Origin of the sequence: Halomonas sp. JS92-SW72, from assembly GCF_003547075.1 — a bacterium.
GTDB classification, from domain to species: domain Bacteria; phylum Pseudomonadota; class Gammaproteobacteria; order Pseudomonadales; family Halomonadaceae; genus Halomonas; species Halomonas alkalicola.
This window is the reverse complement of the sequence record NZ_CP032147.1, coordinates 2987521-3001838: the sequence shown is the minus strand read 5'-3', so window position 1 is coordinate 3001838 and position 14318 is coordinate 2987521. Positions and strand designations below refer to the sequence as shown.

Genomic DNA, 14318 nt, shown 5'->3' with positions numbered 1-14318 from the left:
AGGATCTTCGTCATGATATCGACTGCCCTGATTCTCCTGGCGCTGCTCTGCCTGCTGGACCGGCAGCTGGCCCGCGCCTGCCTGGCCTTCATCGCCTTCGCCCTGGTGATGGCTTTCGCCTGGTGGCGGCTGGGGGCTCCCTGGCTCGCCGTCGCCGAGGCGGTGCTGGGCGCACTGCTGACCGGTGCTGCCCTCTTCCATGCGCTGGGGCGCGCCGGCGACGTGCCGCGCCTGCCCCAGCGGGATACCACCCCGCGCTCCGGCGTCCAGGCGGCGGCGCGCTGGCTCGCCGTACTGGCCTGGCTGCTGCTTGCCGGCCTGGCGCTGGTGGGCCTGCTCGCCAGCGAGCGGCTCTCCCTGCGTGAGGCCGCCATGCCGACCCTGGTGCCGGCGGGGCTTGGGGTGATGGCGCTGGGGCTGTGGGCCTTCGCCCACCATCGCCACCTGCTGCGCCGGCTGCTGGCCTTCAACGTGCTCGGCTCCGGCGTCTTCCTGCTGCTGGCGGGGCTTGCGGGCACCGCACCCGAGGTGCAGGGGCTGATCCTGGTGGGGCTGGCAGTGGCGCTGGTCGGCTCGGTGCTGGGCGCGCTGCTGCTGCGCCGCCTGCATGCCCTGGAGGGCAGCGTGACCCTCGAGCCCGAGGCCGCCCATGAGTGAAGCCGCAAGCCTGCTGCTGTGGCTGACGCTGGCGGCGCCGCTGCCGCTGGGCCTGCTGGCCCTCTGGAAACCGCCGTGCCAGATGCGCACGGTGGTGCTGGCCACCGGGGCGCTGCCGCTGGTGACGCTGTGGCTGCTGCCCCGGGCGGGGGAGGGGGCGCTGCACGGCAGCCTGGCACTGGGCGGGCTCTCGCTGCACTGGCGGCTGGATGCCCTGGCGGCGCTGCTCCTGCTGCTGACCCAGCTGGTGCTGTTGGCCAGCGCCGCCTACGGCGTGGGCCACCGCCGCGCGGCGCTGCCTGCCGACGCGCCCCATGCGCGCTTCTGGCCGCTGCTGGGCGGCCTGGCGTTCGCCCTGGGGGTGATCTGGGTGGCCGCCGACCTGCTGCTGCTCTATGCCGGCCTGGAGCTGATGGGGCTGTGTGCGGTGGGCATGATGCTGCTGCCCGGCAAGGCCGAGGCGATCCGCGCCGGCCTGCGCTACCTGCTCTACGCCCTGGTGGGGTCGCTGGCCTGGCTGCTGGGGGTGGCGCTGCTGCTGGGTGCCTGGGGTACCCTGGAGCTGAGCGGCCTGGCCGCGGTGGCCGAGCCCGATGCCACCACCCGCATCGCCATGGCGCTGCTGGCCGGGGGCCTGCTGCTCAAGGCGGCGATCTTTCCGCTGCACGGCTGGCTGGCCCCGGTGCATGCCAGCGCCTGGACCCCGGTCAGCGCCGTGCATGGCGCCCTGGTGGTCAAGGCCTCCTTCTTCATCCTGATCACCCTGTGGCGGCTGCTGCTGCCGGAGGCCGTTGGGGCGGCCTGGGCGCTGGGCCTGCTGGGGGCGGCGGCGGTGCTGTGGGGCGGGATCAAGGCGTGGCGGGCCGACTCCCTCAAGCAGGTAGTGGCCTGGTCCACGGTGGGTCAGCTCGGCTACCTGATGCTGGCCTTTCCGCTGCTGGCCGGCGCCGCCGCCTCGGTGGCGTCGCTGGCCTGGCAGGCCACCTGGCTGCAGCTGGCCGGCCACGCCCTGGCCAAGGCGGCGATGTTCATGGCCGCCGGCAACCTGCTGTTTTCCACCGGTGCCAGCCGCCTGGTCGACCTGGCCGGCACCAGCCGCCGGCTGCCGCTGTCGCTGATGACCTTCGGGGTGGCCGCGGTGACCCTGATGGGGCTGCCGCCCAGCGCCGGCTTCACCGCCAAGTGGTTGCTGCTGCAGGCCTCGCTGGAGGCGGGCCAGTGGCCCTGGGCGGTGGTGCTGGTGCTCGGCACCCTGCTGACCGCCGCCTATGTGTTCCGGGTGCTGCGCTGCTCCTTTGTGGAGGAGGCTCCGCGCCATGAGTTCCATCCCCTGCCGCGGGGCACCGACCTTACGCCGCTGCTGCTGGCCCTGGCCGCGGTGGGTCTCGGCCTGGTGGCGGAGTGGCCGTTGTCGCTGCTGCGCCAGGGAGGGGTGCCATGAGCGGGGCCTTCTTCCCGGTCGCCACCCTGGCCACGTCGCTCGCGGCGGCGGCGATCATCTTCCTGCTGCCGGAGGGGGCCTTCCGCGCCCGCACCGGGCTCAACCTGGCCGCCGCCGTGCTCAAGATCGGCCTGGTGGCCTGGATGGTGCGCGGGCTCAGCCAGGGGAATGCCTACGCCGTGGAGTTTCCGGTGCTGGAGGGGCTCGCCTTCGTGCTGCGCGCCGACCCCCTGGGCATCATGTTCGCCGGACTCTCCTCGCTGCTGTGGCTCTTCACCACCATCTATGCCATCGGCTACCTGGAGGACTCGCCCAACCGGCGGCGCTTCTTCGGCTTCTTCAGCCTCTGCGTGGCCAGCACCCTGGGCATCAGCCTGGCCGGCAACCTCTTCACCTTCCTGATCTTCTATGAGCTGCTGACCCTCTCCACCTACCCGCTGGTGGCCCATCGCGGTACCCCCAAGGCGCTGGCCGCGGCCACCCTCTACCTGCGCTTCACCCTGACCGCGGGGCTGGTGCTGATGATCGGCATGGTGGCGCTGCACGCCCTGGCCGGCGATATCCGCTTCGGCCAGCGGGAGATCCTCGCCGAGTTCGGCGCCGAGCAGCGCGGCGTGCTGATCGCCATCTTCTGGGTGCTGATCGCCGGCTTCGGGGTCAAGGCGGGCCTGGTGCCGCTGCACGGCTGGCTGCCCCGGGCCATGGTGGCGCCGGCGCCGGTCAGCGCCCTGCTGCACGCGGTGGCGGTGGTCAAGGCCGGCGCCTTCGGCATCGTGCGCCTGGTCTATGACGTCTATGGCGCCGAGCTCAGCCACGCGCTGGGGCTGCTCTCCGGGCTTGCCGTCATCGCCACCGTCACCATCCTCTACGGCTCCGTGCGCGCCCTGGCCCAGGTGGAGCTCAAGCCGCGGCTGGCCTTCTCCACGGTGAGCCAGGTGAGCTACATCGTGCTCGGGATCGGGCTGTTCGGGCCCCTGGGCACCATCGCCGCGCTCTCCCACCTGCTGCACCAGGGGCTGATGAAGATCACGCTGTTCTTCTGCGCCGGCAACTATGCCGAGGAGCTCGGCATCCACCGCATCGATGAGCTCGACGGGGCGGGGCGGCGCATGCCGCTGACCAGCCTGGCCTTCACCGTCGGCGCTCTGGGGATGATCGGCCTGCCGCCGCTGGTGGGCTTTCTCAGCAAGTGGTACCTGGGCACCGGGGCGGTACAGGCCGGGATGTCCTGGGTGATCGCCGTGCTGGTGGCCAGCAGCCTGCTCAATGCGGCCTACTTCCTGCCGATCCTCTACCGGTTGTGGTTCCGGCCCGGCCCGGCCCATGGCGTGGGGACCTGGCCAGAGGAGCGCCATCTGGGCCGCCTCGAGACGAATGCCTGGCTGCTGCTGCCGGTCATCATCACGGCGCTGTTCAGCGTGATGGCGGGGCTGCTGGCCGGGCTGCCCTACAGCCCGCTGGAGTGGGCGACCCGGGTCGCCAGTCTGGAGTACCTGCCATGAGCCAGGAGATCTTCGCCGTGCTGATGATCGCCGCGCTGCTCTGGCCGCTGCTGCTGGTGCTGCGCGAGCCGCTGATGGCGGCCCTGGCCGGGCGCGACGAGGCGCGTTTTCCGCTCGATCCGCTGTGGGCCACGGCGCCGCTGCCGGCACTGGCCCTGGCGCTGCTGGGCGGCGACGGTGAGCTGTCGATGGCGGCCTGGCTGCTGGGCGGGGTCTGGGGGCTGGACGAGCCGCGCCGGGTGCTGCTGGCGTTCACCGCGCTGCTGTGGCTGCTCGCCGGCTGGTACGCCCGCGGCTATCTGGCCGGGGACGGCGAGCGGGCCACCGCCGGCAACGGCGCGGCGACCACGAGGCTTGCCCGCTTCGCCGTGCTCTGGCCGCTGACCTTCTCCGGCAACCTGCTGCTGCTGGTGGCCGAGGACATCCCCAGCTTCTACCTGGGCTTCGCGGTGATGACCTTCGCCGCCTACGGCCTGGTGATTCACTCCGGCACCCGGGATGCCCTGACCGGCGGGTGCGCCTACCTGATCATGGCGATGCTCGGCGAGGGGCTGATCCTGGGCGGCCTGCTGTGGGGCGCCGGCAGCCTGGGAGTCCTGACCCTGGGCGAGCTGCGCGAGGGGCTCGCCACACTGGAGGAGGGCGCCTGGATCGGCGTGCTGCTGTGGCTCGGTTTCGGGGTCAAGGCCGGCGTGGCGGGCCTGCACCTCTGGCTGCCCCTGGCCCACCCGGTGGCGCCGACGCCGGCCAGCGCCGTGCTCAGCGGGGCCATGGTCAAGGCCGGGGTGGTGGGCTGGATGGCGACCCTGCCGCTGGGCGAGCCCACCGCCGCGGAGGGCATCGCCTGGCTCGGTCGTGCCATGCTGGCGGTGGGCCTGGCGGGGGCTATCGGCGCTGCCCTGGTGGGCGTCTGCCAGCGCCACCCCAAGGCGGTGCTGGCCTACTCCAGCGTCAGCCAGCTCGGCATGCTGGCCGCCCTGGTGGGGGCGGGGCTCACCGCCCCCGCGCTGTGGCCGGCGCTGGCCCCCGCCGTGGTGCTCTTCGCCGCCCACCATGGGCTCACCAAGGGGGCGCTGTTCCTGGGCGTGGGTATCGCCGAGCATCCGCCGCGGCTGCCGGCCTGGGCGCTGGCGCTGCTGCTGGCCGCCCCGGCGCTCTCCCTGGCCGGCGTGCTGGGCTCCGGGCTCGCCACCAAGTGGGCCTTCAAGGAGGCGCTCTACGACGGCGGCTACGCGGGCCTGGTGACCTGGCTCTCCCTGGCGGCGGTGGGCACCACGGCGCTGATGGCGCGTACCCTGTGGTGCCAGTGGCAGGGCGAGCGGCAGGCCCGGGATGACGGGCTGATGCCGCTGGCCGCTCCCATGCCGCTGGCCTGGCTGCTGCTGCTGGCCAGCGCCCTGGCCCTGCCGCTGTGGCTGCCGGCGCTGGGCATGGCACCCGCCTGGCCGCCGGCGGCAGAGCTCATCGGCCTCGGGTGGCCGGCCCTGCTCGGGCTTTCGTTGTCGCTGCTGGTGGGGTGGCTGGTGCATCGTGGGGTGCTGCGGGCGGCCTGGCGGCGTCCACCGCCGGGGGATCTCTGGTGGCCGCTGGCCCAGGGCCTCGGCCGGCTGTGGAGGGCCGCCGGGCATGCTCTCGAGCGGCTGGCCGCATGGAAGGCGGCCTGGGTGGCCTGGTGGGTCGGCCTGGAGCGCTCGGGCACCGCGGCGCTGGAGGCGCTGGGCGAGGGGGAGGCGTGGCTGCGTCGCCACGCCGCGGTGCTGATGGTGGTCGTCGCCGTGGGGCTCGCCCTGGTGCTGCTGTTCAGCGCCGCCTGAGGCCGGTGGGGGCCTCAGGCGGAAGCGGGCGGTGGCGTGTCAGAGCAGCTCCTCGCCGGCCAGGGCCAGCCGCGAGCGCTCGACGCTCTTCAGGGTGACATGGCCGGCGTGGGGCCAGTCGCGGAAGCGCTGCACCACCGCCGCCATACCGCAGCTGTTGGCGGTGAGGTAGGGGGTGTCGATCTGGCCGACGTTGCCCAGGCAGACGATCTTGGTGTTGCGCCCGGCTCGGGTGACCAGCGACTTCAACTGCTTGGGGGTGAAGTTCTGCGCCTCGTCGATGATCAGGAAGGTGTCGTTGAGGGTGCGCCCGCGCATGAAGCCCGGCGAGCGGATCTGCACCCGGGCACCGAGCAGTTGGCGGGTGGCGCCGTTGTCCCAGCTCGATTCCCCGTTCTCGTCGCGCAGCAGGTTGTCCATGTTGTCGTGGAAGGCGCCCATCCAGGGCGACATCTTCTCCTCCTCGGTACCGGGCAAGAAGCCGATATCCTCGCTCATGGAGATCGGCGCCCGGGTGAAGACGATGCGCTCGAAGCGCTTGGTGTCGAGGGTCTGCTGGAAGGCGGCGGCCAGGGTCATGAAGGTCTTGCCGGTGCCGGCGCTGCCGGCGATGGTCACCAGGTCGATGTCGTCATCCATCAGCAGGTTGAGGGTGAAGTTCTGCCGGCAGTCGTGGGCGTGCACGCCCCAGACGCTGGCGCCGTGGCGATAGTTGGTGAGCAGGTCGAGGCGGGCCCGGCTTGTGCTCACCTCGCGCACGATGGCCTCGAAGCCGCCCTCGTCGTCGCTGTCCGCCACCAGCATGCCCGGGTGCCACTCGGTGGGGATCTCGCCGCTGAGGTGGTAAGTCACTCGCTGGCCCTCGCGCTCGACGCTGACGTCGAGTGACAGGCCGTTCCACAGCTCGCTGCCGGCGTCCGGGTAGACCCGCACCCCTTCCAGCATGGCGTCGCTGTCGTCGAAGGCGCGGTCGTTGAGGTAGTCCTCCACCGGCACGCCCAGGGCGGCGGCCTTGACCCTGAGGTTGATGTCCTTGGTGATCAGGATCACCGAGGCGTCCGGGCGCTCCTGGCGCAGCCGGCAGGTCTCGGCGAGGATGCGGTTGTCGGGGTTCTCCTCGAGGGGCTCCAGGGGCGTCAGGTCGGTGTAGCAGAGCAGGCGCAGGCGCCCCTCGGGGCCGTTCAGGCGCGGGATGGGAATGCCATCGCGGATCTGCTCGAGCCCGACATTGGCGGTGAGGTCGGAGAGGGTGCGGCTGACCTGGCGGGCGGTGCGGGCGATCTCGCGGACGCCGTTCTTGTGCTTGTCCAGCTCCTCGAGGACGGTCATGGGGATGACCACCTCGTGCTCGTCGAACTGGTAGAGGGAGACGGGATCGTGCAGCAGGACGTTGGTGTCCAGCACGTAGAGGCGGGTGGCCTTCTTGTCAATGCGTACCATCGGCGCAGCTCTCCTGATTGTCGCGAGCGGGCGTCATGTGTGACGTCCCGATGTCGACACTGTCAGCGCGCGATGTCAGGGAGGTGACAGCCGCCGACGGTGCCGTACAGCGCTTCTACTCCCTCCTGTGACTCCTTCCTGTAGCCTTCGACAGCGGGCGGGGCGCGGGGTGCGCTTCCGCCTCATGCTGAGCATGGTGCCGCCCGCGTCATGCTGCTGTGCAAAATCAGCCTCCCTTTCAACGTTCTCTCAGCGTCACCGTTCCGTATCCTGATAGACGCTCTCCACCTCGAGGGTGGAGCGCTTGCCCAGGTTCGCGAAATTCTCGGCAAGCCAGTCCTCGGCGGTGCGGCGCCCCTCGTCGCGCAGGTGGCAGAGGAACGACCACTCGGCGTTCATCTTGCTCGACACCGAGAGCCTGCCCAGGGTGTCGTCCCCGGCGATGCGGTGGAAGAGGGTGCCGGCGTAGCAGCCGATATCGACGCCATGGTCGCCCAGCAGGCGCTGCAGCATGGCGATCATGCGCACCTCCTTGATCAGCGAGGCGTTGAAGGTGATCTCGTTCAGGCGGTTCATGATCGCCGCGGCGCTGGTGGGCAGCTCCTCGCGGTAGATGGGGTTGATCTGCACGATCACGATGTCCCGCGAGCCGCAGTGCTCCATCAGCGGCATCAGAGAGGGGTTGCCCATGTAGCCGCCATCCCAGTAGGCCTCGCCGTCGATCTCCACCGCCTGGAACACCGTGGGCAGGCAGGCCGACGCCATCACCGCCTCCACGCTCATCTCCTCGCGGGTGAAGATGCGCTGCTTGCCGCTGCGCACGTTGGTGGCGGTGACGAACAGCTTGAGCTCCGGGCAGCGGCGGACCCGCTCGAAGTCGACCCGCTCGGCCAGCAGGTCGCGCAGCGGGTTGAGGTTGAAGGGGTTGAACTGGTAGGGCGAGACCAGCCGGCTCATCAGGTCCATGGCGACATAGCCCGGCGAGTGGTCGAGGCTCCAGTTGCCGGTGAGCACGTCCAGCGGGGTGCGCCGGATGGGGCTCGTCATGCCGGCGCGGCTCACCGCGGCCCAGAAGTCGTGGAGGGCCTGGCGGGCGGTGTCGCGGTCGCCGCGGGTCAGGGCGTCGGCCATCACCACGCCGTTCATGGCGCCGGCGCTGGTGCCGCTGATCCCCTCGATCTCGATACGGGGATCCTCCAGCAGGCGGTCCATCACGCCCCAGGTGAAGGCGCCGTGGGCGCCGCCGCCCTGCAGGGCCAGGTCGATCCGCTTGGTCTCGCTCATCTGCGCTCCTCGTTCATCGCTGAGTCGGTCAGCACTCTATGCGGCAATGCATCATTCCAGCATAACGCTCGGCGAGCCGGGTGGCCATGCATCCAGAGGCTGTCCAGCCGCTGAGTCACTTTCCGATATTCGATTCAAGCCATTGAATTTTCTTATGATTTTCTGAAAGTAGCGATGCCGCTGCCGACGGCTGCCTCAGCCTTGCGACACCTCTGTGACGTTCTGTCAGGCCGATGCCGGCATGCCGGGCGGGGAGATGCCGATGGAGTTGCGAAAAGCACTCTGAAAATCAACGAGTTGAAATCATGGCGGGCCGGTCTGGCACGCATCGTGCGTTGTGATGTGCGCTGCGAGCGGGCATCGGCATTCAAGGGTACAGCCAGATGTCGCCTGGACACCTGTTCGCAGTCTTGCCAGCAAGAACAATCCGATCGGAACAGGATAGGGAGAACGATCATGAAAAAGTATCTGGTAATCGCAGGCACGCCCCTGTTGGCCCTGGCCTTCGCCGTCTCGACGGCGCACGCCAACCCGAGCGCCGGCGTGGCGGATAGCGTGGATCAGAACGTGACCTCCTCGGCGACGGCGGTAGGGGGAAGCAGCTCCGGCGGCAACGGCGGGGCAGGCAGCGGCTTCGGCGCTGGAGGCTGGGGCGTAGGCGGCAGCGCCAACGGAGGGACCAACTTCGACGACTCCAATGATGACGCCTCTACCGGAGCCAACGGCGGTACCGGTGGCTATGGCGCCGGTGGCTATGGCACCGGGAGCGGTACCGGCGGCGGCGGCGGCAGCGTCGGCCGCGGTGGCGATGCCTGGGCCATGAGCGAGTCCTACAACACCTCCACCAGCGTCATCTCCCTGCAAGAGATGAGCGCGGTGGTCAATGGCGCCGGCATCCGCATCAACGCCGGGGATGGTGCGGCTGGCGCCGCGGGCGGCGGCGGTGGCTATGCCGCCTCCATCAACCTGGGCGCCGGTTCCGGCGGCGACGGCGGCAGCGGCAATGGCGGCTCCGGCGGTCAGGCCGTGGCCAACGCCGGCAGCGGCAGTGGCGGCGGTGATGCCGGTGGCATCGGTTTGGGCCACGGGATGGGCAACGGTGAGGGCGGGAACAGCGATGCCTCCGCCGGCAGCGGTTCCAGCGCGAGTGCCGCCAACCTCGCCGCCATCGGTGAGATCGGCGACGACTTCTCCGATGACGCCTCCAGCGGCTCCTTCTCGGCCGATCAGGCCGCCGGCGCCGACAGCACGGCGAGTGCCACCGGAACCTCCGGGGACGGCGGGGCCGGCACCGGCAGCGGCAGCGGCAGCGGCAGCGGCATGGCGACCGCCGGCAACGGCGGTGACGGTGGCGATGCCAGCGCCGTGGCTGGTAATGGGGGCGGTGGCGCCGGTGGCGGCGGTGGTGCCGGCAGCGGTGCCACCGGCGATGCCTTCGCCACGGCCGGCAACGGCGGCGCCGGGGGCCATGGGGGCAACGGTGGCAATGCCAGCCTGATGACCGGCGCGGCCAACGTCACCGTGGCGTCCGGGGTGTTCGGTGGCATCAGCAACATGAACGTCTCCACCGGGCTCTACAACGCCCAGGTCGCCGGTACCAACGTGGCGGCACACAGCAACGTCAGCATCGGCAACTGATCCATCGAGACGGGTTTCGGCCCGGCAACCTGAAGCCGGCGGCGCTGCGCCGCCGGCTTCCGTGGATCTCGAGACACCCTATCCGAGGGGGAACAGATCATGAAGGGGCACGACGTCGAGGCAGTGGAAGCGGGACCTCCGGGGGTCTGGCGCTGGGCCGTCGCCACCCTGATGGCATCCGTGGCGCTGAGTGCCGCCACGTCCCTGATGGCCGATGGTCAGGGGGGCGAGCCAGTCGGTGGCTTCGCCGCGCTGGAGCAGCTGGATCCCGAGTCGATGGCGTCGACACGGGGGCGGGAGGGCACGGTGATGCATTTCAAGACCGCACAGAGCATTCAGAACATGCAGGCCATCGTCAGCGATACCCAGGTCTCGGTGGTGAACGGCGACATGGTGTCGGGCAATATCCGCTTCGATAACAATGCCATGGGGAACTACAGCGGCACGGGGATCTTCAGTGCCGTGACCGGCCACGGCAATGCCATCAACAATGCGGTGGGGATCAGCGTCTTCATCTCGGCCGACTAGGCGACGCTCGCGTTCCCGAGGCAGAGACATCGTGGGCCATCGAGGGCCCAGGGGAGATCATCATGCCATCAGGGGCTTTCCTGGCACGCTGTGGCCGCCACCGGGTGCGTCGACTCTCCGCCGCGCTGCTGCTCATCGGCACTACCCTTGCCGCGGCACAGGTTGCCGGGTCCGGCCAGGTCACCATTGCCAGCCACTTCGGCACCTTCCAGGTGGCGGCCAGCAGTCTTCAGGAGATCGGCTGGAAGCGGGTGGTTCCCCAGCAGTACGACTTCAGCTGTGGCTCCGCGTCGGTGGCCACCCTGCTGACTTTCCACTACGAGCGGCCCACCACCGAGGCCGAGGTGTTCGAGTGGATGATCCGGGCCGGCGACGCCGAGCAGATCCAGCGGCACGGCTTCTCGATGCTGGACATGAAGCGCTACCTCGACCACCGCGGGCTCGATTCGGACGGCTTTCGCATCTCGCTGGATGACTTCCTGCGCATCGGCGTGCCCGCCATCACCATGGTCGACACGGCCGGCTATCGGCACTTCGTCGTGGTCAAGGGGATCGACAGCCAGCATGTGCTGGTCGGCGATCCCGCCGCGGGGACCCTGGTGGTGCCCCGCGAGCACTTCGAGTCGCTCTGGAACGGCACCGTGCTGGGCGCCAGGGCCGAGCTGGCGGTGGCCCAGCGACACTTCAACCACGAGCGCGACTGGGCCGTGCGGCCGAGCTCTCCCGTGGACCAGGGGGTCCGGAGGACGGGCATCGGGGCCGGCCTGCTCACCCTTCCCGCCAGCAACGAACTGGGGCGCTGAGCCATGATGACGTATCAGCGAAAGACGCGTGGCGAGCAGCAGCCTGTGCTGCCGACCTGCTCAGGGGCGGCCGGTTTTCGCCCAGGCCTGGCGGTCGGGCTGCTGCTCTGCTGGTGGGGCCTCATGCCTCTCGAGGCGTCTGGCGGCGAACGCTTCTGGTCGGAGGCCCAGGGCGAGCACGATATCTATTACCGTGGCGAGGTGATCGAGGAGGCCACGCTGGAGACGCTCCGGGGCGGCTTTCGCATCGGCGGCATGGAGCTCGCCTTCGGGGCGGAGCTGACGACCTTGATCGACAACCAGGTCCAGCTGGTCTCGCTGGTCAATATCACGGCCACGGGCGTGGATCTGGTATCTCGCACCCTGAGCGATCCGACGGGGCAGGCGACCCTGGTGGGACCAGGAACCGGCGTCCGTATCACCGACCTCACCCCCAATGGCGTGGACCTGACGGGGCTGGCCGGCTTCTCCGGCGTGACCCTGGAGGACAGCCGGGGCTTCACGGCGGCGCTGCACCAGGTCACCAACCAGGCGATTCTCAGCGGGGTGGTGACCAATGCCTCCGGCGCGGCGATCGACCAGCGCGTCGAGATCCAGGTGCACGTCGGCAATATCGGCCGGCTGCAGATGGCGCGTCAGCGCCAGGCGATCGTCGATACCTTTCCGGGCCTGCTGCGCTGACGGGGCGCTTGACGGTTCAGAACAGGTCCATGCCGAAGGGCACGCGCAGGGTCAGGACCGTGTCCGGCGCGTCATCGGTAATGCCGAACTCCAGGTTCAGGTTGATCGCCGTGTCCGGGTTGAGCTGGTAGGACCAGCCCAGCAGCATGGCGCCCACGTTGAGAGTTCTTGAGCTCTGTGTGGTAGATCCGGTATCAGGTGTGAAGTATTCGGTACGGGTCTTGCCGATGAAGTCGTTCTTGTAGCCGAGGGTGAAGGAGGTCCGGGGGTTGATGGCGTAGGCCATGCCGAAGCTAACGCGGACCACATCGCCCGGGTCGACCTTGCCCACGAAGATGTCGCCGCCGACATTGCGATTGACGGTGTCGCTCAGGTTGTAGGTATAGCCGAGGTTGGCGAAGTAGACGGCGGGCGCCGAGGGGAAGAGCACGGTGAGGCTGGGTTCGATGGCCTGGAAGCCGGTGCCGGTCGGCAGCTCTCGAGCTATGCCGGCGCTGTCGCGGGAGATATCGAAGGGGCCGTCGCCGGTGGTGGACTTGTAGCGCAGGTTGCCGATATAGATGGGGCGCCCCTCCCGGGCTCGATTGAGCTGGTAGTGGGCGGCCACTTCGATATCGCCCAGGCTTTGGTTCGAGAGTGTCCTATCTATAGTAAATTCTGGGTTAACTTCAGCCACCGTTATGTTTTGGGTCTCAGTTCGGTAAACATAAGGCACCTTCATCTCCAGCTCGAGCCGGTCGGTGACCCCGAGGCGTCCGGTCAGGGCGGCCATGTAGCTGTCTCTCTTAAGGTCCTGGGCGGTGAAGACGCCGATCAGCAGGGTGCTCAGGATCTTCACGCCCTCGAAGGTCATGCGGTTGATGCTCTCGTGGGTGTACTGGAACTCCGGCTCCAGCATCAGTCGCCCACGCGGCGTCAGCACACCCCCATACTCCGCCAGGGACTGGACATTGAACTGCACCTCTTCGGGAGGGGGTTCCTGGCCGACCGGCCGGATCTCCTGCTGGGCCAGCAGCGGTGCCGCGCCGGTCAACGACACGGCGCCCGTCACGGCGATGATGAAACGCTGGTAGGGAGTCATGGTGGCATTTCCTGTGTCGGGTTAGGCGCGCTCCTCGAGCGTGCGGTGAAGGTGGTGCTTCTCGATCAGGCGGTAGAGGGTCGCCCGGGACACCCCGAGCTCCCGCGCCGCATGCAGCACCTGCTGCTTGTTGCGAGCCAGGGCGGCGATCACGGCCTCGCGTTCCGCGCCGTCGCGGATCTGTTCCAGGGAAACACCCTCTCGGGAGAGGCCATTTCGCCTCTCCAGGCCCAGGGCGTCGGGGGTGATCAGGCGCTGTTCGCACATCACCATGGCGCGCCTGACCCGGTTGATCAGTTCCCGCACGTTGCCCGGCCAGGCGTGCTGGCGCATGGTGATCAGGCTGTCGTGGCTGAAGCCGCGTACGCGGCGGGAGGCTTCACGGCGGAACTGCTGGAAGAAGTGGTTGGCCAGTTGCTCGATATCCTCTGGCCGCTCCCGCAGGGGCGGCGTCCTGGCTTGCAGGACGTTGAGCCGATGGTAGAGGTCCTCTCGAAAACGCCCCTCCCTGACGGCGCCTTCCAGGTCGACATGCGTCGCGGCGAGTACCCTGACATCCACTTCGCTCTCGCGCTGGGCGCCCAGGCGAAGGAAGCGGTGATCCTCGAGGAAGCGCAGCAGGTTGACCTGGAGCTCCAGGGGCAGGTCGCCGATCTCGTCAAGAAAGAGGGTGCCGCCCGAGGTCGACTCGATGATGCCGACCTTGCGCCGGTCGGCGCCGGTGAAGGCCCCCCTCTCGTGACCGAAGAGCTCCGACTGGATCAGCCCGGCGGGCAGGGCGCCGCAGTTGACCGCATTGAAGGGGCCCGTGTGACGAGCAGAGCGCGTGTGAATGAGCCTCGCCGTCAACTCCTTGCCGGTGCCTGACTCCCCCGTGATGAGGACCGGGGCATCCACCGCGGCGATCTTGTCGATATCCCTCATCAGCGTCTGGATGGCGGGGGAGCTGCCGACCAGGGAGACGCCGGCACGGGATGGTGTCGCGTGGCCAGGGTGCGAGTCGGCACGGCCCAGCAGTGATGCCATGGCCAGCGTGCTCTCCAACACATGGTTGGCCTGGTCGGGGTGCAGGGGTAGCGGAAGGCAGGCATGGCAGTAGCGGGCGATGAACCTCACCGTCCGTTCGTCCTGGAGGCTGTGGGGGGGAAACAGGGCGACCCACAGCAGATCCGGAACCAGATTGAGGACTCTTTCCAGGTGCCGGGGGGCGCTGGCCAGCAGGCCTTCCAGCAGGATGACCCCCAGGGGCGGTGGGCTGGAGGTCAGGAGCGCTTCGGCTTCGATCAGGCAGCTGATGCGGCGAAACTGCCATGCATACTGCGGCAGCGACAGTGCCGCAATTCCCTCCAGCGGCTGGCCACCCAGCAGCAGGGCCTGGCGTGATGTTTCCCTCATCATCCCTGTTTCCATCTAATCAGTGGCTGCGTCCGCCATGGCTTCAAGGGGGGG

General features: G+C 69.2%; 12 protein-coding genes. 8 read left to right on the top strand and 4 right to left on the bottom strand.

Annotated elements, in window-relative coordinates:
• Window positions 1–12: 12 nt before the first annotated feature.
• Genes D1793_RS19700 through D1793_RS14050 form a run of 4 tightly spaced genes read left to right on the top strand, consistent with a single transcriptional unit; the run spans window position 13 to window position 5414 of the window.
• Window positions 13–657, top strand: a complete 645-nt coding sequence (locus D1793_RS19700; protein WP_205527553.1) for a hydrogenase subunit MbhD domain-containing protein — start codon at window positions 13–15, stop codon at window positions 655–657.
• Window positions 650–2098, top strand: coding sequence for a proton-conducting transporter membrane subunit (locus tag D1793_RS14060; RefSeq protein WP_119022716.1), 1449 nt, complete (start codon window positions 650–652; stop codon window positions 2096–2098). The genes D1793_RS19700 and D1793_RS14060 overlap by 8 nt, the downstream gene beginning before the upstream one ends.
• Window positions 2095–3600, top strand: a complete 1506-nt coding sequence (locus D1793_RS14055; RefSeq protein ID WP_119022715.1) for a proton-conducting transporter membrane subunit — start codon at window positions 2095–2097, stop codon at window positions 3598–3600. The genes D1793_RS14060 and D1793_RS14055 overlap by 4 nt, the downstream gene beginning before the upstream one ends.
• Window positions 3597–5414, top strand: a complete 1818-nt coding sequence (locus D1793_RS14050) for a complex I subunit 5 family protein (RefSeq protein ID WP_240407676.1) — start codon at window positions 3597–3599, stop codon at window positions 5412–5414. The genes D1793_RS14055 and D1793_RS14050 overlap by 4 nt, the downstream gene beginning before the upstream one ends.
• A 39-nt stretch (window positions 5415–5453) precedes the next feature.
• Here the strand turns inward: D1793_RS14050 and D1793_RS14045 are convergent, their stop codons facing one another.
• Together D1793_RS14045 and D1793_RS14040 are read right to left on the bottom strand one after the other, a co-directional pair.
• Window positions 5454–6854, bottom strand: coding sequence for a PhoH family protein (locus D1793_RS14045; protein ID WP_119022714.1), 1401 nt, complete (start codon window positions 6852–6854; stop codon window positions 5454–5456).
• Window positions 6855–7109: 255 nt separating this feature from the next.
• A complete protein-coding gene (locus D1793_RS14040; protein ID WP_119022713.1) occupies window positions 7110–8138 on the bottom strand; it encodes a patatin-like phospholipase family protein in 1029 nt (342 codons plus the stop codon).
• A gap of 456 nt (window positions 8139–8594) precedes the next feature.
• Between D1793_RS14040 and D1793_RS14035 the strand changes: the two genes are divergently transcribed.
• From D1793_RS14035 to D1793_RS14020, 4 genes are all read left to right on the top strand, one after another.
• The gene (locus tag D1793_RS14035) at window positions 8595–9776 is read left to right on the top strand and encodes a hypothetical protein (protein WP_119022712.1); all 1182 of its coding nucleotides are present in this window, start codon (window positions 8595–8597) and stop codon (window positions 9774–9776) included.
• A gap of 99 nt (window positions 9777–9875) precedes the next feature.
• Window positions 9876–10304: a hypothetical protein gene (locus D1793_RS14030; protein WP_119022711.1), complete on the top strand. Its 429-nt coding sequence runs from the start codon at window positions 9876–9878 to the stop codon at window positions 10302–10304.
• Window positions 10305–10366: 62 nt separating this feature from the next.
• Complete coding sequence (locus D1793_RS14025) at window positions 10367–11107, top strand: C39 family peptidase (protein ID WP_119022710.1); 741 nt, start codon at window positions 10367–10369, stop codon at window positions 11105–11107.
• 123 nt (window positions 11108–11230) lie between these two features.
• Window positions 11231–11788: a hypothetical protein gene (locus D1793_RS14020; RefSeq protein ID WP_162899976.1), complete on the top strand. Its 558-nt coding sequence runs from the start codon at window positions 11231–11233 to the stop codon at window positions 11786–11788.
• Between the two features lie 16 nt (window positions 11789–11804).
• On the opposite strand, the gene D1793_RS14015 is transcribed toward D1793_RS14020, so the two are convergent.
• Window positions 11805–12869 carry a transporter gene (locus tag D1793_RS14015; RefSeq protein WP_119022708.1) on the bottom strand — a complete coding sequence of 355 codons (1065 nt, stop codon included), beginning with the start codon at window positions 12867–12869 and terminating at the stop codon, window positions 11805–11807.
• 21 nt (window positions 12870–12890) lie between these two features.
• Window positions 12891–14267: a sigma-54 dependent transcriptional regulator gene (locus D1793_RS14010; RefSeq protein ID WP_240407675.1), complete on the bottom strand. Its 1377-nt coding sequence runs from the start codon at window positions 14265–14267 to the stop codon at window positions 12891–12893.
• Window positions 14268–14318 lie beyond the last annotated feature (51 nt).